The 26,102-nt window shown below is 58.2% G+C and carries 26 protein-coding genes; 11 read left to right on the forward strand and 15 right to left on the reverse strand.

The annotated features are described in order from the left end of the window. Positions 1–39: 39 nt before the first annotated feature. From ACWPM9_RS13845 to rsmA, 3 genes are read left to right on the forward strand one after another with little or no spacing between them, the layout of a single operon-like run. The gene (locus ACWPM9_RS13845; RefSeq protein WP_428185186.1) at positions 40–984 is read left to right on the forward strand and encodes a SurA N-terminal domain-containing protein; all 945 of its coding nucleotides are present in this window, start codon (positions 40–42) and stop codon (positions 982–984) included. Between the two features lie 13 nt (positions 985–997). Beyond that, on the forward strand, positions 998–2,023 hold the full coding sequence (pdxA, locus tag ACWPM9_RS13850; RefSeq protein WP_484755490.1) for a 4-hydroxythreonine-4-phosphate dehydrogenase PdxA: 1,026 nt from the start codon (positions 998–1,000) through the stop codon (positions 2,021–2,023). Beyond that, entirely contained in the window at positions 2,023–2,850 is an 828-nt protein-coding gene (rsmA, locus tag ACWPM9_RS13855; RefSeq protein WP_484755491.1) for a 16S rRNA (adenine(1518)-N(6)/adenine(1519)-N(6))-dimethyltransferase RsmA, read from the forward strand. The genes pdxA and rsmA overlap by 1 nt, the downstream gene beginning before the upstream one ends. 15 nt (positions 2,851–2,865) lie before the next feature. On the opposite strand, the gene ACWPM9_RS13860 is transcribed toward rsmA, so the two are convergent. The 8 genes from ACWPM9_RS13860 to fabD form a co-directional block, all read right to left on the reverse strand. Continuing rightward, positions 2,866–4,986 carry a methyl-accepting chemotaxis protein gene (locus tag ACWPM9_RS13860; RefSeq protein ID WP_484755492.1) on the reverse strand — a complete coding sequence of 707 codons (2,121 nt, stop codon included), beginning with the start codon at positions 4,984–4,986 and terminating at the stop codon, positions 2,866–2,868. 193 nt (positions 4,987–5,179) lie between these two features. Further along, the gene (gmk, locus tag ACWPM9_RS13865) at positions 5,180–5,821 is read right to left on the reverse strand and encodes a guanylate kinase (RefSeq protein WP_428185190.1); all 642 of its coding nucleotides are present in this window, start codon (positions 5,819–5,821) and stop codon (positions 5,180–5,182) included. A 7-nt stretch (positions 5,822–5,828) separates the two neighbouring features. Next, the gene (locus tag ACWPM9_RS13870) at positions 5,829–6,719 is read right to left on the reverse strand and encodes a YicC/YloC family endoribonuclease (RefSeq protein WP_484755493.1); all 891 of its coding nucleotides are present in this window, start codon (positions 6,717–6,719) and stop codon (positions 5,829–5,831) included. A 31-nt stretch (positions 6,720–6,750) separates the two neighbouring features. Beyond that, positions 6,751–7,926: an endolytic transglycosylase MltG gene (gene mltG, locus ACWPM9_RS13875; protein WP_428185192.1), complete on the reverse strand. Its 1,176-nt coding sequence runs from the start codon at positions 7,924–7,926 to the stop codon at positions 6,751–6,753. Between the two features lie 118 nt (positions 7,927–8,044). Next, positions 8,045–9,307, reverse strand: coding sequence for a beta-ketoacyl-ACP synthase II (fabF, locus tag ACWPM9_RS13880; protein WP_484755494.1), 1,263 nt, complete (start codon positions 9,305–9,307; stop codon positions 8,045–8,047). 115 nt (positions 9,308–9,422) lie between these two features. After that, on the reverse strand, positions 9,423–9,659 hold the full coding sequence (locus tag ACWPM9_RS13885; protein WP_141147342.1) for an acyl carrier protein: 237 nt from the start codon (positions 9,657–9,659) through the stop codon (positions 9,423–9,425). Positions 9,660–9,948: 289 nt separating this feature from the next. Beyond that, complete coding sequence (gene fabG / locus ACWPM9_RS13890; RefSeq protein ID WP_428185194.1) at positions 9,949–10,686, reverse strand: 3-oxoacyl-[acyl-carrier-protein] reductase; 738 nt, start codon at positions 10,684–10,686, stop codon at positions 9,949–9,951. Positions 10,687–10,714: 28 nt separating this feature from the next. Beyond that, the gene (gene fabD, locus ACWPM9_RS13895) at positions 10,715–11,659 is read right to left on the reverse strand and encodes an ACP S-malonyltransferase (RefSeq protein WP_484755495.1); all 945 of its coding nucleotides are present in this window, start codon (positions 11,657–11,659) and stop codon (positions 10,715–10,717) included. A 290-nt stretch (positions 11,660–11,949) separates the two neighbouring features. Here fabD and ACWPM9_RS13900 point away from each other — a divergent pair, with 290 nt between their 5' ends. Together ACWPM9_RS13900 and ACWPM9_RS13905 are read left to right on the forward strand one after the other, a co-directional pair. Next, entirely contained in the window at positions 11,950–12,993 is a 1,044-nt protein-coding gene (locus tag ACWPM9_RS13900) for an aldo/keto reductase (RefSeq protein ID WP_484755496.1), read from the forward strand. 149 nt (positions 12,994–13,142) lie between these two features. Continuing rightward, positions 13,143–14,069 (forward strand): calcium/sodium antiporter, encoded by a 927-nt coding sequence (locus tag ACWPM9_RS13905; protein WP_484755497.1) that lies wholly within the window; start codon positions 13,143–13,145, stop codon positions 14,067–14,069. Positions 14,070–14,102: 33 nt separating this feature from the next. Here ACWPM9_RS13905 and ACWPM9_RS13910 read toward each other — a convergent pair whose 3' ends face one another. After that, the gene (locus tag ACWPM9_RS13910) at positions 14,103–14,900 is read right to left on the reverse strand and encodes a LytTR family DNA-binding domain-containing protein (RefSeq protein ID WP_484755498.1); all 798 of its coding nucleotides are present in this window, start codon (positions 14,898–14,900) and stop codon (positions 14,103–14,105) included. Between the two features lie 104 nt (positions 14,901–15,004). On the opposite strand from ACWPM9_RS13910, the gene ACWPM9_RS13915 reads away from it, so the two are divergent. The 6 genes from ACWPM9_RS13915 to ACWPM9_RS13940 all read left to right on the forward strand — a co-directional run bounded on the left by ACWPM9_RS13915 (position 15,005) and on the right by ACWPM9_RS13940 (position 20,350). Next, positions 15,005–15,502, forward strand: coding sequence for a DUF6622 family protein (locus ACWPM9_RS13915; RefSeq protein WP_484755499.1), 498 nt, complete (start codon positions 15,005–15,007; stop codon positions 15,500–15,502). A gap of 297 nt (positions 15,503–15,799) precedes the next feature. Further along, entirely contained in the window at positions 15,800–16,249 is a 450-nt protein-coding gene (gene rpsF / locus ACWPM9_RS13920) for a 30S ribosomal protein S6 (RefSeq protein ID WP_428185200.1), read from the forward strand. Between the two features lie 12 nt (positions 16,250–16,261). Further along, a complete protein-coding gene (gene rpsR, locus ACWPM9_RS13925) occupies positions 16,262–16,498 on the forward strand; it encodes a 30S ribosomal protein S18 (RefSeq protein ID WP_428185201.1) in 237 nt (78 codons plus the stop codon). A 157-nt stretch (positions 16,499–16,655) separates the two neighbouring features. Continuing rightward, positions 16,656–17,618, forward strand: a complete 963-nt coding sequence (locus tag ACWPM9_RS13930) for a DUF2232 domain-containing protein (protein ID WP_484757656.1) — start codon at positions 16,656–16,658, stop codon at positions 17,616–17,618. A 31-nt stretch (positions 17,619–17,649) separates the two neighbouring features. Beyond that, on the forward strand, positions 17,650–18,267 hold the full coding sequence (gene rplI / locus ACWPM9_RS13935) for a 50S ribosomal protein L9 (RefSeq protein WP_428185202.1): 618 nt from the start codon (positions 17,650–17,652) through the stop codon (positions 18,265–18,267). A gap of 586 nt (positions 18,268–18,853) precedes the next feature. Further along, positions 18,854–20,350 carry a replicative DNA helicase gene (locus ACWPM9_RS13940; RefSeq protein WP_484755500.1) on the forward strand — a complete coding sequence of 499 codons (1,497 nt, stop codon included), beginning with the start codon at positions 18,854–18,856 and terminating at the stop codon, positions 20,348–20,350. 12 nt (positions 20,351–20,362) lie between these two features. Here the strand turns inward: ACWPM9_RS13940 and ACWPM9_RS13945 are convergent, their stop codons facing one another. From ACWPM9_RS13945 to ACWPM9_RS13970, 6 genes are all read right to left on the reverse strand, one after another. Next, positions 20,363–20,749 (reverse strand): DMT family transporter, encoded by a 387-nt coding sequence (locus ACWPM9_RS13945; RefSeq protein ID WP_484755501.1) that lies wholly within the window; start codon positions 20,747–20,749, stop codon positions 20,363–20,365. Beyond that, positions 20,746–22,452 carry a hypothetical protein gene (locus tag ACWPM9_RS13950; protein WP_484755502.1) on the reverse strand — a complete coding sequence of 569 codons (1,707 nt, stop codon included), beginning with the start codon at positions 22,450–22,452 and terminating at the stop codon, positions 20,746–20,748. Before ACWPM9_RS13950 ends, ACWPM9_RS13945 begins: the two co-directional genes overlap by 4 nt. A 69-nt stretch (positions 22,453–22,521) precedes the next feature. Then, positions 22,522–24,021, reverse strand: a complete 1,500-nt coding sequence (locus ACWPM9_RS13955) for a UbiA family prenyltransferase (RefSeq protein WP_484755503.1) — start codon at positions 24,019–24,021, stop codon at positions 22,522–22,524. Between the two features lie 118 nt (positions 24,022–24,139). Further along, the gene (locus ACWPM9_RS13960) at positions 24,140–24,442 is read right to left on the reverse strand and encodes an AzlD family protein (RefSeq protein ID WP_428185207.1); all 303 of its coding nucleotides are present in this window, start codon (positions 24,440–24,442) and stop codon (positions 24,140–24,142) included. Between the two features lies 1 nt (position 24,443). Beyond that, complete coding sequence (locus ACWPM9_RS13965; RefSeq protein ID WP_484755504.1) at positions 24,444–25,142, reverse strand: AzlC family ABC transporter permease; 699 nt, start codon at positions 25,140–25,142, stop codon at positions 24,444–24,446. Between the two features lie 69 nt (positions 25,143–25,211). Next, positions 25,212–26,069: an AraC family transcriptional regulator gene (locus ACWPM9_RS13970; RefSeq protein WP_428185209.1), complete on the reverse strand. Its 858-nt coding sequence runs from the start codon at positions 26,067–26,069 to the stop codon at positions 25,212–25,214. Positions 26,070–26,102 lie beyond the last annotated feature (33 nt).

Consider the following 26,102-nt stretch of genomic DNA (forward strand, 5'->3'; position numbering starts at 1 on the left):
CGCCTGCGTGGCGTCTTCCAGCCTCGCGGAGTGAGACATATGACCAACACAGGGAGAAGAGGAAGGCTTGCTGCATTCGCTTGCGCGGCGGTTCTGGCATGCACCTCCCTTTCACCGGCGATTGCGCCTGCAGCATATGCAGCGACCGAAATCCGGGCCGTCGTCAATCGGACAGCTATCACCAGTGGAGACGTCGCCAAGCGGGCCGCTTTCCTTCGGTTGCAGCGCCGCCCCGGCGCTGGGCCAAAGATGGCGCTCCAGGAACTCGTCGACGAGCAGTTGAAGCGGCAGGAGATCGCCCGGGTCGGCGCTTCGGTGAGCACAGCCGAGGTGGATGCTGCCTTCGCCCGTTTCGCAGCCTCCAACAAGCTGTCGGCAAAGCAGATGACCACGATTCTCGCTCAGGCGGGCGTGACCGCTGAGCATTTCAAGTCCTATATTGCCGTGCAGATGAGCTGGCCGCGTCTGCTCAAGGCACGTTACGGTTCCGGCGGTGGACTCTCGAAGGATGATTTCGTCACCAAGATGCTTGAAAACAAGCAAAAGCCCGTGACGACTGAATATTTCCTCAAACAGGTCATCTTCGTCATTCCGGCATCGAAAAAGGGTCAGATCACCGGCAAACGACAGGCGGAAGCAAATGCTTCACGCTCCAAATTTCCCGGTTGTGACGATGCGATGCAATTTGCGGCCAATTACCGCGATGTCTCGATCCGCAATCTGGGCCGTGTGATGGCACCGGAACTGCCACCGGAATGGAAACCTCTGATCGAAAAGGCCTCGAACGGCACAACAGGTACGCGCGTCACCGAAAAGGGCGTTGAGTATCTGGCGATCTGTAACCAGCGTCAGGTCTCGGACGACGTTGCCGCCGAGGTCGTGTTCCGTGCAGAAGATCTCGGCAAGGGCGGTGGCGAAGAAGATCCAAACGCTGCCAAGTACCTCGAAGAACTGCGCAGCAAAGCGCAGATCGTCTACAAATAACCGAAAGCCGCGCATGATCGATCGTTCCAGCCTTGTCCTTGCGCTGACCCAGGGCGATCCCGCCGGTGTTGGGCCAGATATTGCGCTCAACGCCTGGCACCGTCGCCGGCAGGATGCCATCCCGCCCTTCATCTATGTGGGCGATCCTGCAGTCCTGGCGATCCGCGCGCGGCAGCTGGAAATAGACGTTCCGCTGATCGAGACCGATGCTGACGGCGCAATGCAAAAATTCGACGCCGGACTTCCGGTTCTGCCGCTCAGCACGGGCATCGATGTCGTCGCAGGCGAACCGCATGTGGCCACTGCAAAAGTAACCATTGCGGCGATCGAGACGGCGGTCGAACTCTGTTTTGCGGGCAAGGTCCGCGGCATGGTGACAAACCCGATCGCCAAGTCGGTTCTCTATGAGTCCGGGTTCCAGTTCCCGGGCCACACGGAGTTTCTGGCCGATCTTGCGTCACGCCACAGCGGTCAAACCTTTCACTCGGTGATGATGCTGGCGGGGCCCAAGCTGCGCGCTGTGCCGGTGACCGTGCATATTCCGATCAAGGATGTGCCGGCGGCGATGACAATTGATGCGATCGTCAACACCTGCCGTATCACGGCAACAGATCTGAAGAACCGTTTCGGCATCGCCTCGCCACGTCTGGCCGTCGCAGGGCTCAATCCCCATGCCGGTGAAGGCGGAGCGATCGGCCGTGAAGATGCCGATATTGTTCATGTTGCCGTGATGAAGCTTCGTGACGAGGGAATCGATGCCTTCGGTCCCCTGCCGGCCGACACCATGTTCCACGACGACGCACGCCGTCGCTATGACGTTGCTGTCTGCATGTATCACGATCAGGCACTGATCCCGGTCAAGGCACTCGGCTTCGACGATTCTGTCAATGTGACACTTGGCCTTCCCTTCGTGCGGACCTCGCCCGATCATGGCACGGCCTTCGGCATTGCCGGAACCGGGCTTGCCCGTGAGCAAAGCCTTGTAGCGGCACTCAAGATGGCAGACGAGATCAGCCGGACAACGGATACAGAAAACTGATGGCAGCACTCGACGGACTGCCACCGCTTCGCGATGTCATTGCGAAGCATGGCCTTGATGCCAAAAAGGCACTCGGGCAGAACTTCCTGCTGGACCTCAATCTGACCCAGAAGATTGCGCGTACGGCCGGTTCGCTGGATGGCGTCACCGTCATCGAGGTCGGCCCCGGCCCCGGCGGCCTGACGCGCGCAATCCTCGCACTCGGTGCGAAGAAGGTGATCGCGATTGAGCGCGACAGCCGCTGCCTGCCCGCCCTCCAGGAGATTGCCGACCACTATCCGGGGCGTCTCGAGGTGATCGAGGGCGATGCTCTCAAAACTGATTTCGAGTTGTTGGCGCCAGACGGTCCGGTGAAGATTATCGCCAACCTGCCCTATAATGTTGGTACACAATTGCTGGTGAACTGGCTTTTGCCGCCGGAATGGCCGCCTTTCTGGCAATCCCTGACACTGATGTTTCAAAGAGAAGTGGGGCAACGGATTGTTGCCCGCGAGGGCGACAATCACTTCGGGCGTCTCGGGGTGCTCGCTGGCTGGCGTACAGAGGCGCATATGGCCTTTGATGTACCGCCACAAGCCTTCTCGCCACCGCCCAAGGTTACGTCGACAGTGGTTCACCTGACGCCCATTGCGACGCCCCTGCCCTGCGAGGCAGCGCAGTTGGAAAAGGTGACACATGCTGCCTTTGGCCAACGACGCAAGATGCTGCGGCAGAGCGTCAAGTCGCTGGGTGGAGAGGCGCTTCTCAACAAAGCGCAGATCGACCCGGCACGCCGGGCCGAAACGCTATCGGTGGAAGAGTTCTGCCGGCTGGCAAACCTCATCTGAACGGCACAACCGCAATCAGGCTGCCCGTGAAACGGTTGCCGTACGCGTCGTCCTGAACATGCCGACCTGTCCATTCAGGCGATCTGTTTCTGATGCCAGACTGTGCGTGGCAGCACTTGTCTCCTCCACCATGGCGGCGTTCTGCTGGGTGACCTGATCCATCTGGTTGATTGCGGCTGTGATTTCGCGAAGCGACGTCGATTGCTCGCGCGACGAGCGCACAATGGCTGCGATTTCCTCGTTGATCTGCAACACGTGCTGCTCGATGCCCTTGAGCGTCGTTCCGGTTTCACCGACCAGATTGACACCGGCCTGAACCTCCTCGGCCGATCTCTGGATCAGGGCTTTGATTTCGCGTGCGGCAGTGGCTGACCGTTGCGCCAATTCGCGCACTTCCTGCGCCACGACGGCGAAGCCCTTCCCGGCCTCCCCAGCACGGGCCGCTTCGACACCGGCATTGAGCGCCAGCAGATTGGTCTGGAATGCGATATCGTCGATCACGCCAATGATCTGGCTGATCTGACCGGATGACTCCTCAATGCGTCCCATGGCCTTGACCGTATCGCTGACCACAGTTTCCGAATGCCGCGCTTCTTTGCTGGCCTCGCCGACGATGCCACTGACCGATTCGGCTCGTCGCTCAGAATCGACAACGGTGCCCGACACCTCGTTCAGAGAGGCCGAGGCCTGTTCCAGCGCTGCTGCCTGTCGCTCTGTACGCTGTGCAAGCTCATCGGCTGCCTGCTTCAGCTCCGTCGATCCATTGTTGATCGATTGTGCGCTCTGGGTGATCGTGGCCATAACCGAGCCTAGCTTGTCCATGGAGCTGTTGAAATTCAGCCGCAGGCCATCGATGTTTTTCGCAAACGGTTTGTCGAGACGATGATCGAGATTACCCGCAACCAGCGCCGATAGACCACCTTCGAGTTGTTCTACAGCGAAGGCGATTTCGGCGGCACGCGCGGCACGCTCGCGCTCTTCCTCCTCGCGCCTGGCCCGTGCTGCCGTCTCCAGCTTCATCTCTTCTTCGCGCTGTTTCCTGGCTCGCTCTACGGCCAGATCGGCATATCGTCCGACGGCACGTCCCATCATCCCGATCTCGTCCTTGCGGTCGCTTTCAATGCCAAGCACATCCACTTTTCCGTCGGCCAAATCATCCATCGTCCGGGTCAACTGGCCAAGCGGCTTCAAAATGCTGTTGGCCAGTGTGCAGGCAAGAAGGAGCGCAAACATGAAACCAACCGCGGTCAGACCGCCAACGGTCAGCATATGTTGACGTTCAGCGGACGCAATTGCGCTTGCATCGGAGAGTATGCTGGCAAGCGACTCGTTTTCGATCTGCTTGAGCTGGTCGATCCGTTTGGTGGTGAGACCGAACCATGTTGCAGCATCCAGACCGCTCAGATCAGCACCCGAACCACCTGCAAACATCTGCTCGCGAACAGCGTCTATTGCTTCGGCTTCCTTTGTCGCCAGGCTCTGGTGGAATTCCTTCCTTACACTTTCAGGCAAAAGAGCAACATATTGATCCAGCAGTGCCTGTTCAGCACCGAACATGCTGACGAAAGTCATGTATCGGGCGGGATCGAACTGCCCGGAGGCAATGAAGCCATTGCCCATACCGCGTTCACGACCGGCCAGTTCCTTGGCATTCATCAGCAGACTGTAACCGACCAGTTTGCTGGCAATTCCGCCTGATACGCCATACATCGAATACTCCCGGGACAAATCCATCAGATCCGAGATGGTCCCGGTGTAAAATGCGAAGGCGTCTCCGCCGGCCATCGACAAAGCATCAATCTCGCTGCGGATCTGCGGCATGCGGTTCATTTCATCGCGGATCTTTGCTGCATCGCGCGACAACACCGAAAAGTCCTCGCTCTCGATATGCTTCAGCACGACGTCAATCGAGGCCAGATTCTGGTCGTTCACTGCGCGCGCGGCTTTCAGGTCATCGCCACGCTTGGTGCCCTTGGAGCCGAGGAACCCTGCAGTCAAACCACGCTCGACTTGGAGATTGTGAATGAAATCACCCATGACAGCGAGATCCGCACCAACGGCCTCGATATGTCTGGCATGCTTGTAGGACGTGAAAGCGCTACTGATCTGCACATAGCAAAGGACAGTCAGCATCATCAAAGGAAATGCAAGTGCGGCGCATAACCGCCATCTCACCGGTATATCGATAAATCGCATAAGTGCTCCATCCGCCGCTAACTTGGGGTTGCAGTTTCAGGAGCAATATCGCGCTATGTGTATTTAATTTTAGTAAATTTACACATTCCAATAAGTTGTGACTTTAGTAAGCACACCAACCGACCAATGAGCGTCAGGTCACCAGATGATCGACGAAGTCGAACAAACCGTGGCGACGGTCGCGGCGCAGCCGTTCCGCCTTGACGATCGACTGAACGGAATCGAAGGCGCTGTCCAGATCGTCGTTGACGATCACATAGTCATATTCGCGCCAATGGGCGATCTCTGCCCGCGAGTTGGCAAGACGGGTCTGGATGACCTCTTCCGTGTCTTCGGCTCGACGGTGGAGACGCGACTGCAGTTCGGCCATTGTTGGTGGCAGGATGAAGACGGATACGACATCGGCTGACATCTTGTCCTGAAGCTGCTGGGCACCTTGCCAGTCGATATCGAACAACATGTCGCGACCATCGCCCATGGCCATTTCCACCGGCTCACGCGGCGTGCCATAGAAATTGCCGTGCACTTCCGCCCATTCCAGCAGCGAATCGGATTCGCGCAGACGTTCGAATTCGCGCTTGGAGACGAAGTGGTAATGCACACCCTCGATCTCGCTCTGGCGACGTTCTCGCGTGGTCACGGAGACCGAGAGCCCGATGTTCCCGTCCTTTGCAAGAAGCGTGCGTGCGATCGTCGACTTGCCGGCGCCGGATGGCGAGGAAATCACGAGCATCAGGCCACGGCGGGCAATCTCGATAGATGCGGGTTTCGCCATAGGCGGGTTACTCCAGGTTTTGAACTTGCTCGCGAAACTGGTCGATCACGACCTTGAGTTCAATACCGGCGGCGGTCACCGCCACGGAATTGGACTTGGAGCATATTGTATTTGATTCGCGGTTGAACTCCTGGGCCAAAAAGTCGAGCTTTCTGCCAACGGGTCCACCTGCTTGCAGAAGATCTCTGGCAGCAGCGACATGCGCCTTCAGCCGGTCGATCTCTTCACGCAGATCTGCCTTTGTGGCCAAAATGGCGGCTTCCGCATGCAGGCGATCGCGGTCGAGATTCGTGGCAGTTTCCATCAACGTGGAAATCTGTGTTTCGATCTTGCGCGCGATCTCCTCAACCGAGCGCGAGGGATCGTTTTCAACGACCAGCGCAAGCTCCTCGATCCTGTCGACCTGGGCGGATAAAAGCTTGCCAAGGGCCTCACCTTCGGAGCTGCGCATATCGCAAAGCGCAATGGCTGCTTTCTCCAGGCCATCGAGAATGGCCTTGTCGCGCGCAGCGATTGCCTCGTCGCTGTCTTTTTCTTCCTCGAAATCGACCAGTCCGCGAATCTGCAACAGCGTATCCATGCGCATCGGCGCCGGATCGACGATATCCGCTCCCAGTTCATCGCGCAGGGATAAAACGGCATCCAGCACGTCGCGGTTGACCCTGGTGCTCATGCGGCTTTCGCTGATGGAGACGTTCAGCCCCATCTGCACATTGCCACGCGCCAGACGGCTGGACACCAGCGTCTTGGCGTCATTCTCCAACGCTTCCATTCCAGATGGCAGGCGAAGGCGCAGGTCCAGCCCCTTGCCGTTGACGGAGCGCAGCTCCCATGCCCAGCGGTAACGACCGCTGGTGCCTTCGCTTCGGGCAAAACCCGTCATCGATTGAAGCGCCATACTCTATCCCCTGCCCGGCAGTCTCAACTGCCTACTGATCCGCCGGTTGTACCACGTCGGGATCAACGCCGCGTTCAGCCTCGATCTTGCGCCAGCGGCGAACATTGGCGTTATGCTCGTCAAGCGTCGCAGCAAACATATGACCACCCGTGCCGTCTGCCACGAAATACAGATCCTTGGTCTTCCACGGCTGGGCGACCGCTTCCAGTGCCGCCCGTCCAGGATTCGCAATCGGTCCCGGCGGGAGCCCCTTGATCACATAGGTATTGTAGGGCGTCTCTTTCTTCAGGTCGGACTGGTAGATCGGGCGATCGGACGGCTTTCCGTCGCCACCGAACAGTCCGTAGATGATGGTCGGATCGGACTGCAGGCGCATGCCCTTTTCCAGACGGTTGATGAAGACGGATGCCACATGGGCACGTTCATCGGCCTTGCCTGTTTCCTTCTCCACGATCGATGCGAGCGTGACGAACTCTTCGCGGGTTTTGATCGGCAGATCAGGATCACGCTTTTCCCAGATGTCGTCGACGAGCTTTTTCTGGCCAGCAATCATCTGGCCGACGATTTCCTTACGCTCGGTGCCACGCGAGAACCTGTAGGTTTCCGGGCGCAGGCTACCTTCGGACGGCAATTCTTCCGGCAGGTCACCCTCGAGAATGGGGTCATCGGCCATTCGCGCGAAGATCTGCTTGACGGTCAAGCCTTCAGGCACGGAGAAGGAGTAGAGGATGGACTTGCCGGACTTCAGCAATTCCATGATCTCCTTCATCGACGCGCCTGCCTTGATCTCGTATTCGCCGGCCTTCAGCGTGTCGCCGTCATCGAGATAGGTGGTCGTGACGTAGCGGAACACGCGGGCGTCCGAGACCGCACCGTTTCGCTCCAGGGTATTGGCGATCTCGGCCAGACCCGCACCGTTTCGAACGACCAGATTGGCATTGGTCGCCAGCGGTCCCGGCTCCTGGTAGAGCGACATGATGTAATAAAAGCCGGCAACGGCTGCGATGCAAAGCGCAACTGCAATCGTCATCAGGAAATTCAGGAAAATGACAAGCTGGCTGTGGGCCTTGCGCGACCGCTTGGGCGGCTGCGGCACGCGTTCCGGACGCAGCGCCTCATTCGGCGACTTCGGGATGATGGGACCTTTGCTGCCCTCCCCGTTACCACGCCCGCCGGCATTCGCGCTGTTCTGGCTGTTGTCGGTCACCTGTCGTCCTCTTCATTTCGGGGTCACTGTCTCTTGCCGTTCCATTGCGGCAAAATACAGGTTCTGGGGCATGATACGAAGCCGAGATTACCGGGAACCGTAGCCGACCGGCCAGGTGTCAGCCCTCGTATCTGCGCAGGATCAGCGACGCATTGGTGCCGCCAAATCCGAAGGAGTTGGAAAGCGCAATGTTGATCTCGCGCTTGCGTGCCTTATGGGGCACGAGGTCGATCTTCGTCTCGACGTCCGGATTGTCGAGATTGAGGGTCGGCGGCGCGATATTGTCACGAATTGCAAGCGCCGAGAAGATCGCTTCGACGGCACCGGCAGCCCCCAGAAGATGACCGATCGCCGACTTGGTCGAGGACATCGAGATCTTCGAGGCGGCATCGCCGACAAGGCGCTCGACGGCGCCAAGCTCGATCGTGTCGGCCATGGTCGAGGTGCCGTGCGCATTGATATAGTCAATCTCGTCGGCAGTGACGCCGGCGCGCTTCATGGCCATTTTCATGCAGCGATAGGCACCGTCGCCATCTTCGGACGGTGCGGTAATGTGATAGGCGTCGCCCGACAGGCCGTAGCCGACGACTTCCGCAATAATATTGGCACCGCGTGCCTTGGCGTGTTCCAGTTCTTCGAGAACCACGATGCCCGCCCCTTCACCCATGACGAAGCCGTCACGGTCGCGGTCATAGGGACGCGAGGCCTTGGTCGGGTCGTCATTGCGATCGGTCGACAGCGCCTTGCAGGCGGCAAAACCTGCGAGCGAAATGCGGCTGACGGGAGATTCGGCACCGCCGGCCACCATCACATCGGCATCGCCCAGCATGATCAGACGGCTTGCGTCGCCAATGGCGTGGGCGCCAGTGGAGCAGGCCGTGACGACGGAATGATTGGGGCCGCGCAGCTTGTGGCGGATCGAAACCTGGCCGGAGGCAAGGTTGATCAGGCGACCGGGAATAAAGAAGGGCGATATGCGGCGCGGTCCCTTGTCGCGCAGCGTGTAGCCGGCGTCGACAATGCCCTCGATGCCGCCGATGCCGGAACCGATCATAACACCTGTGGCGATCTGGTCCTCGTCGCTCTTCGGATGCCAACCGGCATCATTCAGCGCCATATCGGCAGCAGCCATCGCATAAATGATGAAAGAATCGACCTTGCGCTGCTCTTTGGGTTCCATCCAGTCATCGGCATTGAAGGTTCCGTCGGAACCATCGCCAAATGGAAGGCGGCAGGCAATCTTGGCAGGCAGGTCGTCGACTTCAAACTCGGTGACACGACGGGCAGCGTTTTGGCCTTCCAAAAGCCGCTTCCACGTGATTTCCGTCCCGCAACCCAATGGAGATACCATTCCGGTACCCGTGATAACGACACGTCTCATCGCCGATCGTCCACCCCGTATTTTTCTACAAATGCCATCTAGAAACAGTGAGGCCCGCTTGAGGCGGGCCTAGCGGGAGCGGACATGACTGTCCGCTCCGTCATTGACAGACCAATTAGGCCTGGGCCTTTTCGATGAACTTGATGGCGTCGCCAACAGTCAGGATCGAGTCTGCGGCATCATCCGGAATTTCAACGCCGAATTCTTCTTCGAATGCCATGACGAGTTCGACCGTGTCGAGGGAGTCGGCACCCAGGTCATCAATGAAGCTGGCGCCTTCGACGACCTTGTCGGCGTCAACGCCGAGATGGTCCACAACAATTTTCTTTACGCGTTCTGCGATATCGCTCATGTCGGTTTCCTCGACCTTTATCTTTAACAAGGGTGCCGTGATGGACCCTTACCCTGCTTTAAAACCGATGAGGCGATCAAATTTCGCGTTCATCGGCAAACCCGTTCAGTCCCGCCCAATTCAGGGACAGCCTGTATACTATGTGGCTCCCGCCTGTAAATTCGGGACGACTGTTCACAGTCACGGCCCGCTTAACATGCTTTCCTGTCAGCGCAAAGCCCGAAAATCATGCCTCACAACACCCTCAACATACAATTGCGTCCAGAGTTCCAGTGCGAGCCAAGCTGTTTTAGATCATGGCCATTCCGCCGTTCACATGCAAGGTCTGGCCTGTCATGTAACTGGCTTCGTTGGACGCAAGATAGGTAACAGCCGAGGCAACTTCGGCACCTTTACCCATGCGCTTCATCGGGATTGCACCCATGATGCCGTCTTTTTGCTTGTCGTTCAGCTTTTCGGTCATCGCACTTTCGATGAAGCCTGGAGCGACGCAGTTGACGGTTACGTTACGGGTGGCGATTTCCATCGCGAGCGACTTGGAAAAACCGATCATGCCGGCCTTGGAGGCGCAATAATTGGCCTGCCCCGGATTGCCGGTCACACCAACGACGGAGGTGATGTTGATGATGCGGCCAAAGCGACGGCGCATCATCGGATGGGTGAGTTCGCGGGTCAAACGGAAGACCGCAGTGAGATTGACTTCGAGAACGGCATCCCAGTCATCATCGGACATGCGCACAAACAGGCCGTCCTTGGTGATGCCGGCATTGTTGACGAGAATGTCGACGCCTTCGAGATCGGCCTCGGCCTTCTCGCCCAGCGCCTTGACTTCGGCGCGGTCGGACAGGTTGGCCGGGAAGATCTTCACGCGATCACCGAGTTCGGAGGCAAGTGCCTCAAGCTTTTCAACGCGTGTTCCATGCAGGCCGACAATCGCGCCCTGGGCATGAAGCTGGCGGGCGATCTCTTCGCCGATACCGCCGGATGCGCCGGTGACGAGGGCCTTGCGGCCGGTCAAATCAAACATTGTGGATATCCTTGTTTCTTGTAAGCCTTCAGCCGATCAGAGCGGCCAGAGCAGCATCAATATCGGCGGGCGTGCTGACGGTGACGCCAGTCACAGTCTTGTCGATACGGCGGGCAAGTCCCGTCAGAACCTTGCCGGAGCCTATCTCGTAAAGTGTTGAAACGCCATTGGCTGCGAACCACTCAACCGTCTCGCGCCAGCGGACCTGACCCGTTACCTGCTCGACCAGAAGATCTGCGATCAGTGCGGCATCGGAGACGGGAGCGGCGCGAACATTGGCAATCACCGGCACGACCGGACTATGCTTTTCGACCGTGGCCAGAGCGTCGCGCATGGCGTCTGCAGCCGGCCCCATCAGCGCCGAGTGGAAAGGTGCGGAGACGGGCAGCATGATGGCGCGCTTGGCACCCTTCTCGGATGCCAAAGCTGCAGCCTTTTCCACAGCCACCTTGGAACCCGAGATCACCAGCTGGCCGCCGCCATTGTCGTTGGCAATCTGACAGGCGCCTGACGCCGCCGCCTCGGCACAGATAGCCTCGACGTCGCCATGTTCCAGACCGATGATGGCCGCCATGGCACCCTCGCCGACAGGTACTGCTGCCTGCATGGCATTGCCACGAATGCGCAAAAGACGGGCGGTATCGGCAATGGAAAATGTGCCGGCCGCGCAGAGTGCGGAATATTCGCCGAGCGAATGGCCGGCCACAAATGACACTTTGTCCTTCAGCACGAAGCCGCGGGCTTCCATCACACGGATGACGGCCATGGAGACCGCCATCAATGCGGGCTGCGCGTTGGCGGTCAAGGTCAGCTTGTCTTCCGGTCCGTCAAACATGACGGCGGAGAGCTTTTCCCCCAGTGCATCGTCGACTTCATCGAATACCGCGCGCGCTTCCGGATAGGCGTCTGCGAGGTCCCGGCCCATACCGACAGCCTGGCTGCCTTGGCCGGGAAAGGTGAATGCCACAGTCATCGGGCTCAATCCTTCCCTGTCATTTTGACCCTCCAATTCACATTCTGCGCGCGGGAGTCAAGTGAGACGTCCTTTGCGTCCCCTGCTTGTGGCGTTCTTGTCAGCCCCGATGCGCAGTTGAACGGAGGCTTGCCTGCCCCATACCGGAGAGACACAGAACAGGCCGCGGCTGGCGGTTGAAATCAATAAAACATGCGCTGCTCGCTTGCACCCACCGCGTAAAACCCTAAATTCGCCCGGAACCTTCCAAACCCTGATCTGCACTCGCATAGACCCGGACGAATTTCATCATGAAATATAATAAACTTGGCCGCACCGATATCTCGGCTTCGGAAATCTGCCTTGGCACCATGACCTGGGGTAGCCAGAACAACGAGGCTGACGCTTTCGAACAGATGGATTACGCTCTCGATCAAGGCGTGAACTTCTTCGACACTGCCGAGCTTTACCCCACGACCCCGCTGTCGCCGGAGACCTACGGAAAGACCGAAGAGATTATCGGCAACTGGCTTCAGAAGAACGGCAACCGCGACAAGGTGGTGCTGGCTTCAAAAGTTGCAGGCCCAGGACGCCCCTATATCCGCAATGGTGGCCCGATCACCGTCGAGGGCATTCGTGAAGCCCTGGACGCCAGCCTTCGTCGCTTGAAGACGGATTATCTCGATCTCTACCAGATCCACTGGCCCAATCGCGGTCACTATCACTTCCGCCGATCCTGGACCTACGCCCCTTGGGAGCAGGACCGCCAGAAAGCGTCCGACGACATCCTGATGATCCTCGAAACGCTCAACGATGCGGTCAAGGCCGGCAAGGTCAGGGCGCTCGGTCTGTCGAACGAAACGACCTGGGGCGTACAGAAATATCTGACGACATCCGAGCAGAACGGCCTGCCGCGCGTTGCCACCGTGCAAAACGAATACAGCCTGCTCTACCGCACTTACGATCTGGATCTGGCCGAGCTTTCACATCATGAAGATGTCGGACTGTTGTCCTATTCGCCGCTTGCCGCCGGCATGTTGAGCGGCAAATATCTGAATGGCGAGGTACCCGCCGGTTCGCGCGGATCGATCAACTCCGATCTCGGCGGTCGCCTACAGCCATTGCAGGAAGCTCCTGTGCGGGCCTATGTGGACCTCGCCAGGGAGCATGGGCTCGATCCATCGGCCATGGCCTTGGCCTTCTGCCTCACACGCCCCTTCATGGCCTCCGTCATTATCGGTGCCACGACCATGGAACAGCTCAAGACCAATATCGGCGCTGCGGATCTCACCTTGAGCGCCGAAGTGATGAATGGAATTGCCCGCATTCACCGGCAATATCCGGCTCCGATCTGAACGGCGCTCACACGTCCGGCATTGTTTTTCCGTCCAGCCCCGGAAAAGTGCCGCGTCACCTTGGAATGCGCGTCCCGCATTCCCATGTCATCTGAAGTTGCGGCCCGAAAGGGCCGCCTTCTTTATGCGCTAGAGACAAAGAGAGACGAATGGATTTCCTATTGATCGCCGCAGGGCTTGTTGCACTTTATTTCGGTGCCGAATGGCTTTTGCGTGGGGCGGTCTCATTATCGGGAAAGCTCAATATCCCGACGCTCGTCGTGTCCCTGGTGATCGTTGGTTTCGGGACCTCCCTGCCTGAGCTTTTGGTCTCGCTCAGCGCCGCCTTCAGTGGCGCATCCGATATCTCGATCGGCAATGTGGTCGGCTCCAATATTGCCAATATCATGCTGATCATCGGCGTCAGCGCGATCATATATCCGATCAGCAACTGGAACAGCTCGGTGAAGCGCGATGCGCTGGTCATGCTGGCATCGAGCTTTGTCGTGCTTGGCCTCGTGCAATTTTCCTATATCGGCCGCATTGCCGGCATCATCATGCTGGTCATGCTGGCCGCGTATCTGGGCTACACCTATGTCAAAGAGAGCGGAAAGCCGGATCTGGATACTCCCGAAGAGGCCAAGGGGGAGATGCTCTCCTGGCCTTTCACATCGGCGCTGATTGCCCTTGGTCTCGTCATCCTTTTCGGTGGCGCCGAGCTTCTCATTCGCGGAGCAACCTCGCTTGCCCGTGAATTCGGCATTCCTGAGGCCGTGATCGGGTTGACCGTCGTTGCCGTGGGCACCAGCCTGCCGGAACTGGCGACCGCCATCAGCGCCTCGCTGAAGCGCCACTCCGACATCATGATCGGCAATGTGGTGGGCTCCAACATCTTCAACCTCCTGTGCATCCTCGGCATCACGGCCCTGGTCCTGCCGATCCCCGTGGCAAGTCGCTTTTCGACCTTTGACGTTCCGGTGATGGTGGGTGTGACTGCGGTTTTCGCCGGCATGCTTTTCTTCGGGCGGAAAATCGGCCGGGGCGCCGGCGTCATCATGCTCGCCCTTTATGCCGGCTACACATTCGCGCTGTTGTGATCGAGCGAACTTTGTCGGCCCTCGCTTGAGCGTTTACGGCAAAAGCCCCGCAGAGCGCACATCGGCCAGATAGGAGCGACTGACCGGCAAACGCTCTGCGACCTCAGTTTCGATCTCCACGCGCCCGCTACCGCGATGCACGGCGCGGATCCCATCGAGGGCAACCCAGTGAGAGCGGTGGATCTGCAGACCCTTGTTACCATCCACCTCCGCAATTGCATCGCGAAGGCGCATCAGCAGCATTGCCTTGCCGCGAACGGTCGTCACCTCGACATAGTGATCCGCAACCGACATGGAAATGATCCGCCCGCGCTTGTCGAAGGGCAAGCGGTCGACAAGACGCGGCACGCCATTTTCGCGCGCATCATCGCCACTGTCACCGGAACCGGACACAGCTGCGGTATCATGCATCAAGACGATGGCAGCCGAAATGACCACGGCTACCGGCAGACTGTAGCCCAGAAGTTGAAGCAGCCGTTCGGTGGACAGACCGCTCCAGCCAAATACGACGGCGTCGACCGAGGCCACGACGAATGAAACGGCAATGCCGGCGGCCACGCCGATCGGCACAAAGCGCATTGTTGGCGTCCAGCCCTTCTCGCCAAGTAGCTGCTGGACCCAGGTGCCGACGAGATTACCGACGGCGAAGGTCGATGTGATCATCACCGCCCAATAAAGGTAGCGCTCGACAAATCCGAGTGAGGCGAATGTGCCGAACGGCCCCGACAACCCGATCAGAAATATGGCAGCAATCAACAAGACGTATGTGCGGGGAGAAGAATAATCCTTGCGCATTTCACGAAGCGTGGATTGCACAGTGCGACCAATCACGGATTTATTCGACCGTTCACGCATGCCGACTTGCTGCCTTCACGGCCCATGCGCTGATTGCCCCAACAGCCACTCTCACCACCGTCCGAAAAGGGGTTTTCACCATGCATACGATCCTTGTCGTTCTTCAAAATACACCAGGCTGGGCCTGGCTCATTCTCGCCTATCTCATTTATTCAGGAGTTAAACGGACACGACCCCACGTCAAGTCGCCCGTCCAGATCATCCTGCCCTCAGCCATATTCCTTGCATTGATATTCGCCAAACTGGCGCAGGAGCATTTTGCCGAACCTGCCCTTGCAGGCATAGCCGCCGGTGCCATACTGGCTGTTATCTGCGTGTCGTCGATCAGGCCGGCGCGGGATACGTATCGACAGGCAGACGGTCGCCTTGTGCTTGCCGGCGAATATCACAGTCTCGCTTTGATGATGACGCTGTTTTGCGTCAACTATGCCAATGCCGTCGGATCTGCCATGGCTCCGCTCGCCACAGGCAGTGCAGTCGCAGTGTTCGGCTATTCTCTGGTCAACGGCTTTTGCACCTTTTATATGGCTTCGCGTTCGCTGGCGCATATGCGCGCCACATCCGGCGCTGCGGTGTGAATTGCAACGCAAAGGGCGGTCATCCGGGCTTTTGCTCCACCGCCCCTTGCCTTCCTTCCAGAAATCCGTATAAGCGCGCTGTTCACATATACCCGGTCATTTGGCTGGTGGCTGAACGGAGGGCTGGTTTTCATCATCGAAAGCCGCAGGAACCACAGGGTTCCGGTCTCCCGTGTCTCCGCTCTCGACCGTCTCGAACAACGCTTTTCTTGCCTACGGATTTATCCGAACAGGACCAGTCGTTGAGGCTTAGCGCCGGATCCGGGTATTGATAACCGCAAGAAAGGCAAGTCTACAATGGCTCTTTACGAACATGTATTCCTTGCCCGGCAGGATATGTCGTCTCAGCAGGTTGATGCCCTCGTCGAACAGTACAAGGGTGTTCTCGAAGCTAATGGCGGCAAAGTCGGGCGCGTAGAAAACTGGGGCCTCAAGTCCCTGACCTACCGCATCAACAAGAACCGCAAGGCTCACTACGCTCTCATGGACATCGAGGCTCCTGGTGCCGCGATCCATGAAATGGAGCGTCAGATGCGCATCAACGAAGACGTTCTTCGTTACATGACCGTCGCAGTGGAAGCCCACGAAGAAGGCCCGTCGGCCATGATGCAGAAGCGCGATCGCGATGATCGTCCGCGTCGCGATGGTGACCGTCCTGACCGTGGCCCGCGCCGTGATGGCGATCGCCCAGACCGTGGCCCACGCGAAGGTGGCTTTGAACGCCGCCCACGCGAAGATCGTGCTTAAGGAGTATTGACCATGGCTGATATGGCTCGTCGTCCGTTCCACCGTCGTCGCAAGACATGCCCCTTCTCCGGCGCAAACGCTCCGAAGATCGACTACAAGGACGTTCGTCTTCTGCAGCGCTACATTTCCGAGCGCGGCAAGATCGTACCGTCCCGCATCACGGCTGTTTCCCAGAAGAAGCAGCGCGAACTGGCCAAGGCCATCAAGCGCGCCCGCTTCCTCGGCCTGTTGCCTTACGTTGTATCGTAAGTGATACCGAGACCCGCTGATTGATTTCAGCGGGTCTCGTCTCCCTTTCGCGTTGGGCGCGGATCGGACCAGAACGACCGCCTGTTTTCAGGCACAAAACCCATGTTGGGGATATCTCCCCTAACTGCTTGAAGGCAGGACAGCGACTGTGAAGACCATGAACGGAAAATTGCTGCTGACCGGCATGCTTGCTGGTATTACCGCCGTCCTGCTTGTGCTGGGCGCGAGTGCGCAACCGACCCTGTCTTCCATTCTTTACGCCGCATCCGCCCTGCCCGTCCTGATTGTCGGTCTCGGCTGGGGCAATATGGCCGCCGTCACGGCAATCGTGACTGCGGCTGCAGTCGGCGCTGTTACCGTCTCCCCCATGTTTGCGCTGGCCATGGCCATCTTCACCCTGCTTCCGGCTGGCTGGATCAGCCATCTGGCCAATCTGGCGCGGCCTGCAAGCGAACTGGGCGGTCCGGACGATCTGATGGCCTGGTATCCTCTGTCTGACATCCTTTTGCACCTGTGCGGCATCGTGAGCCTTGCAGTGATCGCGCTCGGGGTCATGATCGGTTATAGCCCCGAGCTGGTGTCGCAGATGGTCGATATGATCATCACGTCGACGACCACGGCAGATCCGTCGCTGTCCATGGATGCTGGCCAGATCATGCAGGTCGAGGGCATGATGCTGATGGCGCTGCCGATCGTCCAGGCCGGCATGTGGGTGATGATGCTGACGGCGGCCTTTTACATTGCCTCGCGTATTGTTGCGGCATCCGGCCATGCCTTGCGTCCGCGCGAAGACATTCCGTCAGCCATGCGCATGAACCGCAATGCACTCTTCATCTTTCTGGCAGGCATTGTTGCCTGTTTCGTCGGCGGCACGGCAGCGCTGATCGGTGCGACCATCTGTGGCGCATTTGGCGCCGGCTTTGTCATGGCCGGCTTTGCCTCGATGCATGCCCGGACACGCGGCAAGGACTGGCGCACGCCCGTTCTGATCATCGCATATCTGTCGCTGCTGATGTTTTTTCCGCTCTTCCTGTTTCTCGTCATCGGACTTGCCGACACCGGCCGTACGGTCGCTCTGACGCCAAACGGCAAGTCTGGAAAAGATCAACCGAAACCCTGATCAAATTGAACACAACCGAAAGGAAACCAAAATGGACGTGATCCTGCTTGAACGCATTGCCAAGCTTGGCCAGATGGGCGAAACCGTGAAGGTTCGCGATGGCTATGCTCGTAACTTCCTGCTGCCTCTGGGCAAGGCCCTTCGTGCCAACGCTGCCAACAAGGCCCGCTTCGAGAGCGAACGCGCACAGCTTGAAGCCCGCAACCTCGAGCGCAAGTCGGAAGCCCAGAAGGTTGCCGACGTTCTTGACGGCAAGTCTTTCATCGTTGTCCGCGCCGCTGGCGAAACCGGTCAGCTTTACGGCTCCGTTGCTGCTCGCGACGTTGTCGAGATCCTGTCTGCAGAAGGCTTCGAAATCGGCCGCAACCAGGTCGAAATGCAGCATCCGATCAAGACCATCGGCCTGCACAAGGTTACCATCCACCTGCATGCCGAAGTCGAAATCAAGGTTGAACTGAACATCGCCCGTTCGGCTGATGAAGCAGAGCGCCAGTCCAAGGGTGAAGACCTCACTTCGGCTGATGCCATCTACGGCGTCGACGAAGATGCCCTGCGTCCGGAAGACTTCTTCAACCCGGACCGCGACGAAGACGAAGATGATGTTGCAGACGCACCTGCCGCATCTGAAGAAGACGAAGACGACAAGTAAGACCGATCGATTGGCTCAGCGCATTATCCGAGGTGATCGGATGGTGCGCTGAGCATCGGCTGGCCAAACAAGGCGCGATTTAGCGCCCGCATGCCGTCGTTGAAATTTCTGAAAACAAGAAAGCCCGGTTCATGCGAGCCGGGCTTTCTCTTTGCCTGTGCCGCACCGCTACCGCGAACGGCAGCGTTTGGGACGCGGAGGGGGATTTCACAGGCTAACCGTTTTTGGGACATTGGTGCGACGGATTATGGCAGCAGGCTGCACGCTTTCCATCAGTCTGCATATAATTACCACAAGTTATATGTATATACCATAACGTTTATAGCAAATATTTTGTCTTTGCACTTTTTCCAATTTTTGCGCAACTCAGATTCCCTTGCGCAGCGCAAGGCGAATCACGCTAAATTGGTCGATATTGGACGGTCATCGGCTAGACGCTGTGGATTACTTTGGACAACAGGAAAAACGCCAATGGCATCAGAGTGGCATCTGATTAGGTTCGGCTTTGATGTTGACTCCTGAGGGCTGCGACGCCAAACCGTGACCATCATAACAACGCCTCAAACACGAGTTGATGAACGCCGCCATGAGCGATGCCCTTCGGAAAATTGTGCCCGCAAAGCAAGAGGAACCTCACTATCGTGAGGCACCGAACAATATCGAGGCGGAGCAGGCCCTTCTCGGTGCTATCCTCGTCAATAACGACGCCTATTACCGTGTTTCGGACTTTCTGAAGCCGGAACATCTCTACGAGCCGCTGCACCGCAAGATCTTCGAGGTTGCCTCCGAGATCATCCGTATGGGCAAGACGGCCAATCCTGTCACGATCAAGACATTCCTGCCAACGGACGCAAAGATCGGCGACATGACCATCGCGCAGTATATGGCGCGTCTGGCATCGATGGCGGTAACCATCATCAATGCCGAGGATTATGGACGCGCCATCTACGACCTGGCCCTGCGCCGTTCGCTGATCCAGATCGGTGAGGATGTCGTCAATATCGCGTATGATGCGCCGCTCGACATGCCGCCGCAGGCGCAGATCGAAGACACCGAACGCCGGCTGTTCTCACTTGCCGAAACCGGACGGTATGACGGTGGCTTCCAGGCCTTTAACGACGCTGTTGCCCTTGCCGTGGACATGGCAGGCGAAGCCTATAACCGAGACGGCCAACTGTCCGGCATTTCCAGTGGCATCATGTCGCTCGATAACAAGATGGGCGGGCTGCAACGCTCCGACTTGATCATTCTTGCCGGACGTCCGGGTATGGGTAAGACCTCGCTTGCGACCAATATCGCCTGGAACATCGCGGCCTCCTACGAGCCGGAAATTCAGCCGGATGGTTCGTCAAAGGCCAAGAACGGCGGCGTGGTCGGTTTCTACTCGCTCGAAATGTCGTCGGAACAGTTGGCCACCCGTATCATGTCGGAGCAGACCGAAGTGTCGTCTTCGAAGATCCGCCGCGGTGACATCACCGAGCAGGATTTCGAAAAGCTGGTCGGCTTCTCGCAGACCATGCAGAAGGTTCCGCTGTTCATTGACCAGACCGGTGGTATTTCCATTGCACAGCTTTCCGCGCGTGCACGTCGTCTGAAGCGTCAGCGTGGGCTCGATTGCCTGGTGGTCGACTACGTCCAGCTGATGACCGGCAGCGGCAAGTCGAGTGAAAACCGCGTGCAGGAAATCACCGCGATCACCACCGGCCTGAAAGCACTCGGCAAGGAACTGAATGTTCCGATCATCGCGCTTTCGCAGCTGTCGCGCGGTGTCGAAAGCCGAGAAGACAAGCGGCCGCAGCTCTCCGACCTTCGTGAATCCGGTTCGATCGAGCAGGACGCCGACGTGGTTCTGTTCGTGTTCCGTGAGGAATATTACGTCAAGAACATGGAGCCGCGCGATCCATCAGATCCCAAATATGAAGAATGGGAAATGCTGATGGACAAGGTGAAGGGCACGGCAGACGTGATCATCGCCAAGCAGCGTCACGGACCGACCGGCACGGTGAAGCTCGCCTTCCAGGCGGAATTCACCCGCTTTGCAGACCTGGCAGATCCAAGCTTTACGCCCTACGAAGAAACCTAGGTTTCAGCAGGCCTACGTCCCCACCTGCCCCCGACCGAGTGCCATGACCAAGATGCCGGCAACGATCAGCATGACGCCGAAGGTAGAGCTGATACTGATACTCTCCCGGAGCACGACGATGCCGGTGATCGTCGTGAGCACGATTCCGAGAGACACAAAGGGATAGGCGAAGGAAACCGGGATCTTCGACAGCACGAACAGCCAGAGGACAGCGCCGAAACCGTAACAGGCAAGACCTGCGATCACATAGGGCGACCTGGCGACTGCCATCAGGATCGTCGCAAGCGAGGCGTTTCCCGACATCGCCTCGACGATCAGCGGACGGGTCATGCCGTAGCGCAGGATGACCTGGGAGAAGGCACTCAGGCACACGCTGATCAGGATCAGAAGATAGTTCATGGAAGATTGCCCCCGGAGCGCGACGCATAGCCGGTCGCCATACTGGTTCGATAGATGCAGATCGGGCCTTCGCGGTGAGCCGGTTCCTGCGTGACAGTTCGATCGCACGGCATTGCCAGATAGTCGATCTCCGCCAGCTGCGCGAATTGCAGGCGTTGCTGCGGTGTGGCGAGGCGCGTGAACGCCATCATACGGTTCTGCCAGAGCGGGTAATAGGACGGCGACCACATCACCGCGGCGCCAAATTCGCCGGAGATCCAAATCTTGCGCATCGATGTTTCTCCAAAACCAAGCGCCGGATTTTCGTCTGCAGAAGGCACAAGCAAAAAGCTGACATCCGCTGGCGTTTGTTGGATTGCCCATCGCCCCAGACGAGACCAGGTGTCAGTGACTTCATCTGTCGTCAAAGACCAGTCAATCGCTTTATGGATGCGAAATGGCACCACCACAATGCAAAGCGCCAGGAAACCCCAGGCGGCCTTGTTCAAAAACCGGTCCGTTCGCCACTTGGGCCTGGATGCCCGCCATTCAGCGATGTGAACATAGCCCAGAACCAAAACCGCCAGGGGCGATAGCTGGATCGGCGCGATCAGAATACCGGCCAGCATCAACGCATAGCGTTTTCGAAATGTATTTTGCGGGGAAAGAAGCCAGTGGGAGACAACCAGCGCCAAGCTGAGCGGCGCGAGGATCGCCACCATCACAGCACCACGGATCAGATGCAGGTTGAGGACAAGGCGTGCATCGGTAACCTCAGGCACAAGCGCGCCAATGCCAATGACTGCCACAGCCCCGAGTGCCACCATCTGAAATTCCATGGATTTCCGGCCATGGAACCTGACCGACAGGAACAGGATCAGCAACAATCCCAGCAGCTTTATCAATTCGCGCGCTGGCACAGAGTTCAAAAAGAAATGCGGCGGATAGAAATCCCAGAGGAATTCCGGATAGGAAAAATCAAGGGGTGCGGCCAGTTCGGGATTATTGACGATGTTCAAAAGGGGCGGAAGCAGGAAGACCAGGCCGACGGCGCTGCCGACAAGGCCATCGCGTAGCAGTTTGCTCACGGAAAGCGTACCGGACGACAACTGGTAGACTGCCAGCAGCAGCAATGGCGCGATCATCCATACCGCCATGAAGGCGTTGAGAAAGAAGGTCGCGCATGTGAGCACTGCTGCCTGGCCATATTGCCGTCTCAGCGCAAAGGAGAGACCGAAGATCATTGTGGCGTTGGCCAGTTCCGAATGGGTGAAATTGCTGAGCATCAACCCGCCGCCGCCCACGGTCAGCCCAACCGTCATCGACGAGACCGCGAAGAGCAGGACGAACAGGTTCAATTGGCGGCGGTCGCGATAGCCGAGACTTCCGGCGAAATGCAGCCCTGCGGCCAAAAAAGCGAGATGCGTGACCCCAAGCCATACAGTTAGAAAAACCCTCGGGGCGATGTAGTGGCCGACGCCTGAGAACAAAAGCCAAAAGCCGGACGAGAAGTTTCGCAGTGACTGGATGAAGGCATCATCCTGAAACTGCGGCAAGTTCCAGCTCTCCAGCATGATCGGCAGGTGATAGATATTGTTGTTGAATATCGGTGCATAGCCGGAAAACAGGAAGGTCAACAGCGTCGCCGGCAGGATGGCGATCCAGGGCGAAACGTCAAACAGGCCAAGGCTTCCGCGTTTCGGCGCTTCACTCACAGAGGTCATGGCGCTTTCCTCGCTTGCGAAAACCTGCACGATAGAGAGCGGTCCAGATTCATCATTCGTCCCCGCCGCTCAATGAGCCACCAGCACAAGCGCGATGGCAATCAGCCCGACGGCCCAGCTGCGGTCGTCTTTGAGAGCAAAGGCTATGGGATCCTCATCGACATATCGGCGATGGGCCAGCATGACGATGCGCGCAATCCAGTACAGGAACAGCGGGCACAAGCCCCACAGAATATGTGGATGGCTATAGGCACGGGCAACGTCGTTCGACGAAACGTAAAGTGCCAGAACCATGACGGAGTTCATGCCGGCCGATGCCGCAAGTGCGGCGATAATCGGCAGATCGGCGATCTTGTAATTGCGACTGGACGGATCATCCAACCCCTTGTCGAGTCGGGTCGAGAGCTCGACATAGCGTTTGACCAGCGCAAGCGCCGTGAAGATGAGCAAAGAGAACGCGAAGAGCCATTCGGAGATCACGACATCAATCGCTGCCGCTCCGGCAAAGACCCGCAGCGTGTAAAGCAAAGACAAGACGACGACATCGATAAACATCCGCTTCTTCAGGGTGAAGGAATAGAGGTTGGTCGCGACGTAATAGACGGCAAGCGCCAGCAAGAATGCGGGCGAAACAACAAAGGCGATCAAGAAGGACAGAACGGTCAAAATGGGTGCAAGTGCGATCGCAACCGTAATCGGCAGTCGACCGGAAGCGATGGGTCTGTTCTTCTTGGTCGGATGTCCTCGATCCGACTGAATGTCGAGGAGATCGTTGAGGAGATAGGCTCCGGACGCACACAGCGAAAAGGCTGCGAACGCCATCAAGGCATGCGTGATCGCAAAGAGATTGAACTGATGCGCCGTCAGCAACGGCACAAAGACCAGCCCGTTCTTGGCATATTGGTGTGGCCTCAAACCCTTGATCAGTGCCTTGAAGTCGAAGCGTCTTTCCTCGACAACCACGTGATCTGCGTGCTCGCGGGTCAATCGTTTCGACGATGATACCGCCAGATCGACGCTATAGGCGCGGCGCGCATGCTTCCAGATTTCATGGTCGCTGTCGTGATTGCCGATATAATCGAAGCCACCCTCGCCGAACTGTGCGACCAGCAACTCAGCCTTGCGCGCGCCCTTCAGGTTGACACTGTCATCGGAGGCAAAGACGCCGTCGAACAGACCGAGTGCCTCAGCGATACCTTCGCCATGACTTTGATGACTGGCTGTGGCCAAATAGGTTTTGCGCCCTTCTTTTCGGGCCTCCTCGACAACCGCCAAAACCTTTTCATTGTAGGGAAGCTGCGCGTAGTCGATGCGCGAAGTTGTGGCCAGTTTTGCCTTCAAGCCTTCACGGCTGAACTTGCGCACCAAGCCCGTATCGAAAAGACGCTTGGGGTCACGCGACAACGTGTCAAAAAAGCTCTCATAGAGCAGGTCCGTCCTGACAAGCGTTCCATCGAGATCGACGATCAGGGGTGTCTTGTCGCTGGCGCAAGCCTCATGCACAGGCTGCGACGAGCAATCGACTTCGGCTCCCGCGTCGTCACTCCGTTTTTCTTGCCGTATCGTCACCCTCTTCGCCCCCATTGCGATACCGGGCTTGCACCTGTTTCGTGCAACCGTTCGGCATAGTTACCATCTGGGCGTTTATCATCACAGAAGAACTACCAAATGTGCTTAATGCCGGTTGTCACAGCCCCAGCCGGCGCAGCACCGCTACGCTGGTAATGCCGAGACAAAGGGCTGCCAGAAACGGCAGGCGTTTCGCGGCAAGGGCCGTGACCGCACAGGCCAATGTCTCTGCCCAACCGGTGGCGAGGGCCGTCGGGGTAACGACTGCGGCCAAGACTGCCGGCGGGATGGCATCGAGCACGCGCCTGCGCTCGTCGGACATGAACATCATGCGATGCAGAAATAGTCCGCTGAGGCGCGTTGCGATAGTGGCGGCAGCCATTGCGAGGATGGCGATGAGGGTGACCGGATCGATCGTCATCTTACGTCTCAACCGCGCGTCTGGGCGACACAGCCGAGGCCAGCATGCCACCCACGGCGCCGGCGGCGATATACCAGACGCCGGGGATGAAATACTGGACGATCAAGGCGCAGCCAGCGCTGGCCAGGAGCACCCGCCCTGTATCCCTGCCCTTCCAGAACCCCATAATGAGAATGATGAAGACCGCCGGAAAGGCAAAATCCAGCCCAAGCACCGCCGCATCTCCGATCCCGCTTCCAAGCATTGCCCCGAGCAGGGCTGACAGGACCCAGGCTGAGTAGAACGGCATCACGGCACCCGCAAACCATGAAAACGTAAGCCTTGTCTGGCGCCCGTGAAATTCGGCGACAGCCCATATCTCATCGGCCAGAAACAACAGACTTGTTGCCTTTTGCCATTTGCTGAACCTCTCCAGTTTCGGAATAATGGAGAACCCCATCAGAACGTGGCGCAAGTTGACGAGCAGAGCTGCAAAACCGACAGAGACCCAACTGGCGGGGTGAGACCAGATATCCATGGCCACGAACTGCGATCCTCCGGCAAAGACCAGTGCGCTCATCAGCGTGGCTTCGGCCGGCGACAGGCCTTTGGTTGCAGCGACGGCCCCAAAGACCGCGCCGACGGGAACAACTGCGATCATCAGGGGCAGGATGCGGCGCGCACCCTTTAGAAATTCTTCAATCTTGGAACACTGGTGCATGAACACGTCCTGTTGGCATCGGGTCTCTGCCAATAGACGTGCGACATCCGTCGGTCTTGAAGGAAAGTGTCAAGCGTTGCGAAACTGGCCCGGGGTGATGCCGGTACGCGCCTTGAAGTGGCGGGTGAAATGGGCCTGATCGGCAAAGCCGCAATCGAAGGCGACATCGGCAATCGCCTTTCCAAGCATCAGCATGGCGCGCGCCTGGCGCACCCGGACATCGGTCAGAAAGGCGTGCGGCGTAATGTGATATTCGCGCCGGAATGCACGGATGAGATGCGCGCGAGACAGACCGGCAATGCGGGCCAGTTCGGTCAATCCGATGTCGGTTGCATAATTGTCGCTCAGATAGTCGCGGGCGCGGCGCACCGCCGTCCGCTCCTTTGTATCGACAGGTGCTGTAATTCGGCTGCCATGTCGAGCAAAGATTGCCGCCAGAACGCGGAACATGCTCTCCTCGCCCTCCAGGGCACCGGCCTTTTGCTCCAGTGCTCTGTGGGCATGGGCAAAGGCGGCGGCGAGTTCGGGATCCTTGGGCAGGCCTCTTTGAAATGCCGGGCTGCCGTGAACTGCCCTTCCGCCCACATCCTCCAGAATATCGCGATAGAGGTCGTGGCCCGGATAGATCATTCGATAGCGATAGCCATCTGCACCCGGCGCACCGTCATGCACAACTTCGGGATTGATGAGGTAGAGATTGCCGGGGCCGGTTTCTTCCCGTGCCCCATTGATACTGGCAATCTGGCTGCCGTTTTCGATGGCCCCGATGGAGAATGTCTCATGGGCATGGGGCGGATAGGCGTGGGTCTGGAAGGTCGCACTCAGGCACTCCATGCCGCCAAAGCGGGTGTCACGCCAGAAGCTGGCATGCTCTCCACCTATGAGCGGCATTTCCGTTGCGGCATCCTGTTGCGAGACATTGTGCATGGCAAAATATTAGCGCATGGCAGCCTTTCGGTC

This window comes from Agrobacterium sp. H141 (assembly GCF_057158725.1).

Coding starts and splice junctions, on each gene's coding strand:
- fabF (WP_484755494.1), bottom strand. CDS start 9,307: ATGAGACGTGTCGTTATCACGGGTACCGGAATGGTATCTCCATTGGGT.
- gmk (WP_428185190.1), bottom strand. CDS start 5,821: ATGGCGAAACCCGCATCTATCGAGATTGCCCGCCGTGGCCTGATGCTC.
- ACWPM9_RS13970 (WP_428185209.1), bottom strand. CDS start 26,069: ATGCACAATGTCTCGCAACAGGATGCCGCAACGGAAATGCCGCTCATA.
- ACWPM9_RS13905 (WP_484755497.1), top strand. CDS start 13,143: ATGGATTTCCTATTGATCGCCGCAGGGCTTGTTGCACTTTATTTCGGT.
- ACWPM9_RS13860 (WP_484755492.1), bottom strand. CDS start 4,986: ATGATGCTGACTGTCCTTTGCTATGTGCAGATCAGTAGCGCTTTCACG.
- ACWPM9_RS13885 (WP_141147342.1), bottom strand. CDS start 9,659: ATGAGCGATATCGCAGAACGCGTAAAGAAAATTGTTGTGGACCATCTC.
- ACWPM9_RS13870 (WP_484755493.1), bottom strand. CDS start 6,719: ATGGCGCTTCAATCGATGACGGGTTTTGCCCGAAGCGAAGGCACCAGC.
- rsmA (WP_484755491.1), top strand. CDS start 2,023: ATGGCAGCACTCGACGGACTGCCACCGCTTCGCGATGTCATTGCGAAG.
- ACWPM9_RS13940 (WP_484755500.1), top strand. CDS start 18,854: ATGAGCGATGCCCTTCGGAAAATTGTGCCCGCAAAGCAAGAGGAACCT.
- ACWPM9_RS13960 (WP_428185207.1), bottom strand. CDS start 24,442: ATGACGATCGATCCGGTCACCCTCATCGCCATCCTCGCAATGGCTGCC.
- ACWPM9_RS13945 (WP_484755501.1), bottom strand. CDS start 20,749: ATGAACTATCTTCTGATCCTGATCAGCGTGTGCCTGAGTGCCTTCTCC.
- ACWPM9_RS13900 (WP_484755496.1), top strand. CDS start 11,950: ATGAAATATAATAAACTTGGCCGCACCGATATCTCGGCTTCGGAAATC.
- ACWPM9_RS13930 (WP_484757656.1), top strand. CDS start 16,656: ATGAACGGAAAATTGCTGCTGACCGGCATGCTTGCTGGTATTACCGCC.
- ACWPM9_RS13965 (WP_484755504.1), bottom strand. CDS start 25,142: ATGCACCAGTGTTCCAAGATTGAAGAATTTCTAAAGGGTGCGCGCCGC.
- ACWPM9_RS13915 (WP_484755499.1), top strand. CDS start 15,005: ATGCATACGATCCTTGTCGTTCTTCAAAATACACCAGGCTGGGCCTGG.
- rplI (WP_428185202.1), top strand. CDS start 17,650: ATGGACGTGATCCTGCTTGAACGCATTGCCAAGCTTGGCCAGATGGGC.
- ACWPM9_RS13950 (WP_484755502.1), bottom strand. CDS start 22,452: ATGACCTCTGTGAGTGAAGCGCCGAAACGCGGAAGCCTTGGCCTGTTT.
- rpsF (WP_428185200.1), top strand. CDS start 15,800: ATGGCTCTTTACGAACATGTATTCCTTGCCCGGCAGGATATGTCGTCT.
- ACWPM9_RS13845 (WP_428185186.1), top strand. CDS start 40: ATGACCAACACAGGGAGAAGAGGAAGGCTTGCTGCATTCGCTTGCGCG.
- pdxA (WP_484755490.1), top strand. CDS start 998: ATGATCGATCGTTCCAGCCTTGTCCTTGCGCTGACCCAGGGCGATCCC.
- fabG (WP_428185194.1), bottom strand. CDS start 10,686: ATGTTTGATTTGACCGGCCGCAAGGCCCTCGTCACCGGCGCATCCGGC.
- rpsR (WP_428185201.1), top strand. CDS start 16,262: ATGGCTGATATGGCTCGTCGTCCGTTCCACCGTCGTCGCAAGACATGC.
- fabD (WP_484755495.1), bottom strand. CDS start 11,659: ATGACTGTGGCATTCACCTTTCCCGGCCAAGGCAGCCAGGCTGTCGGT.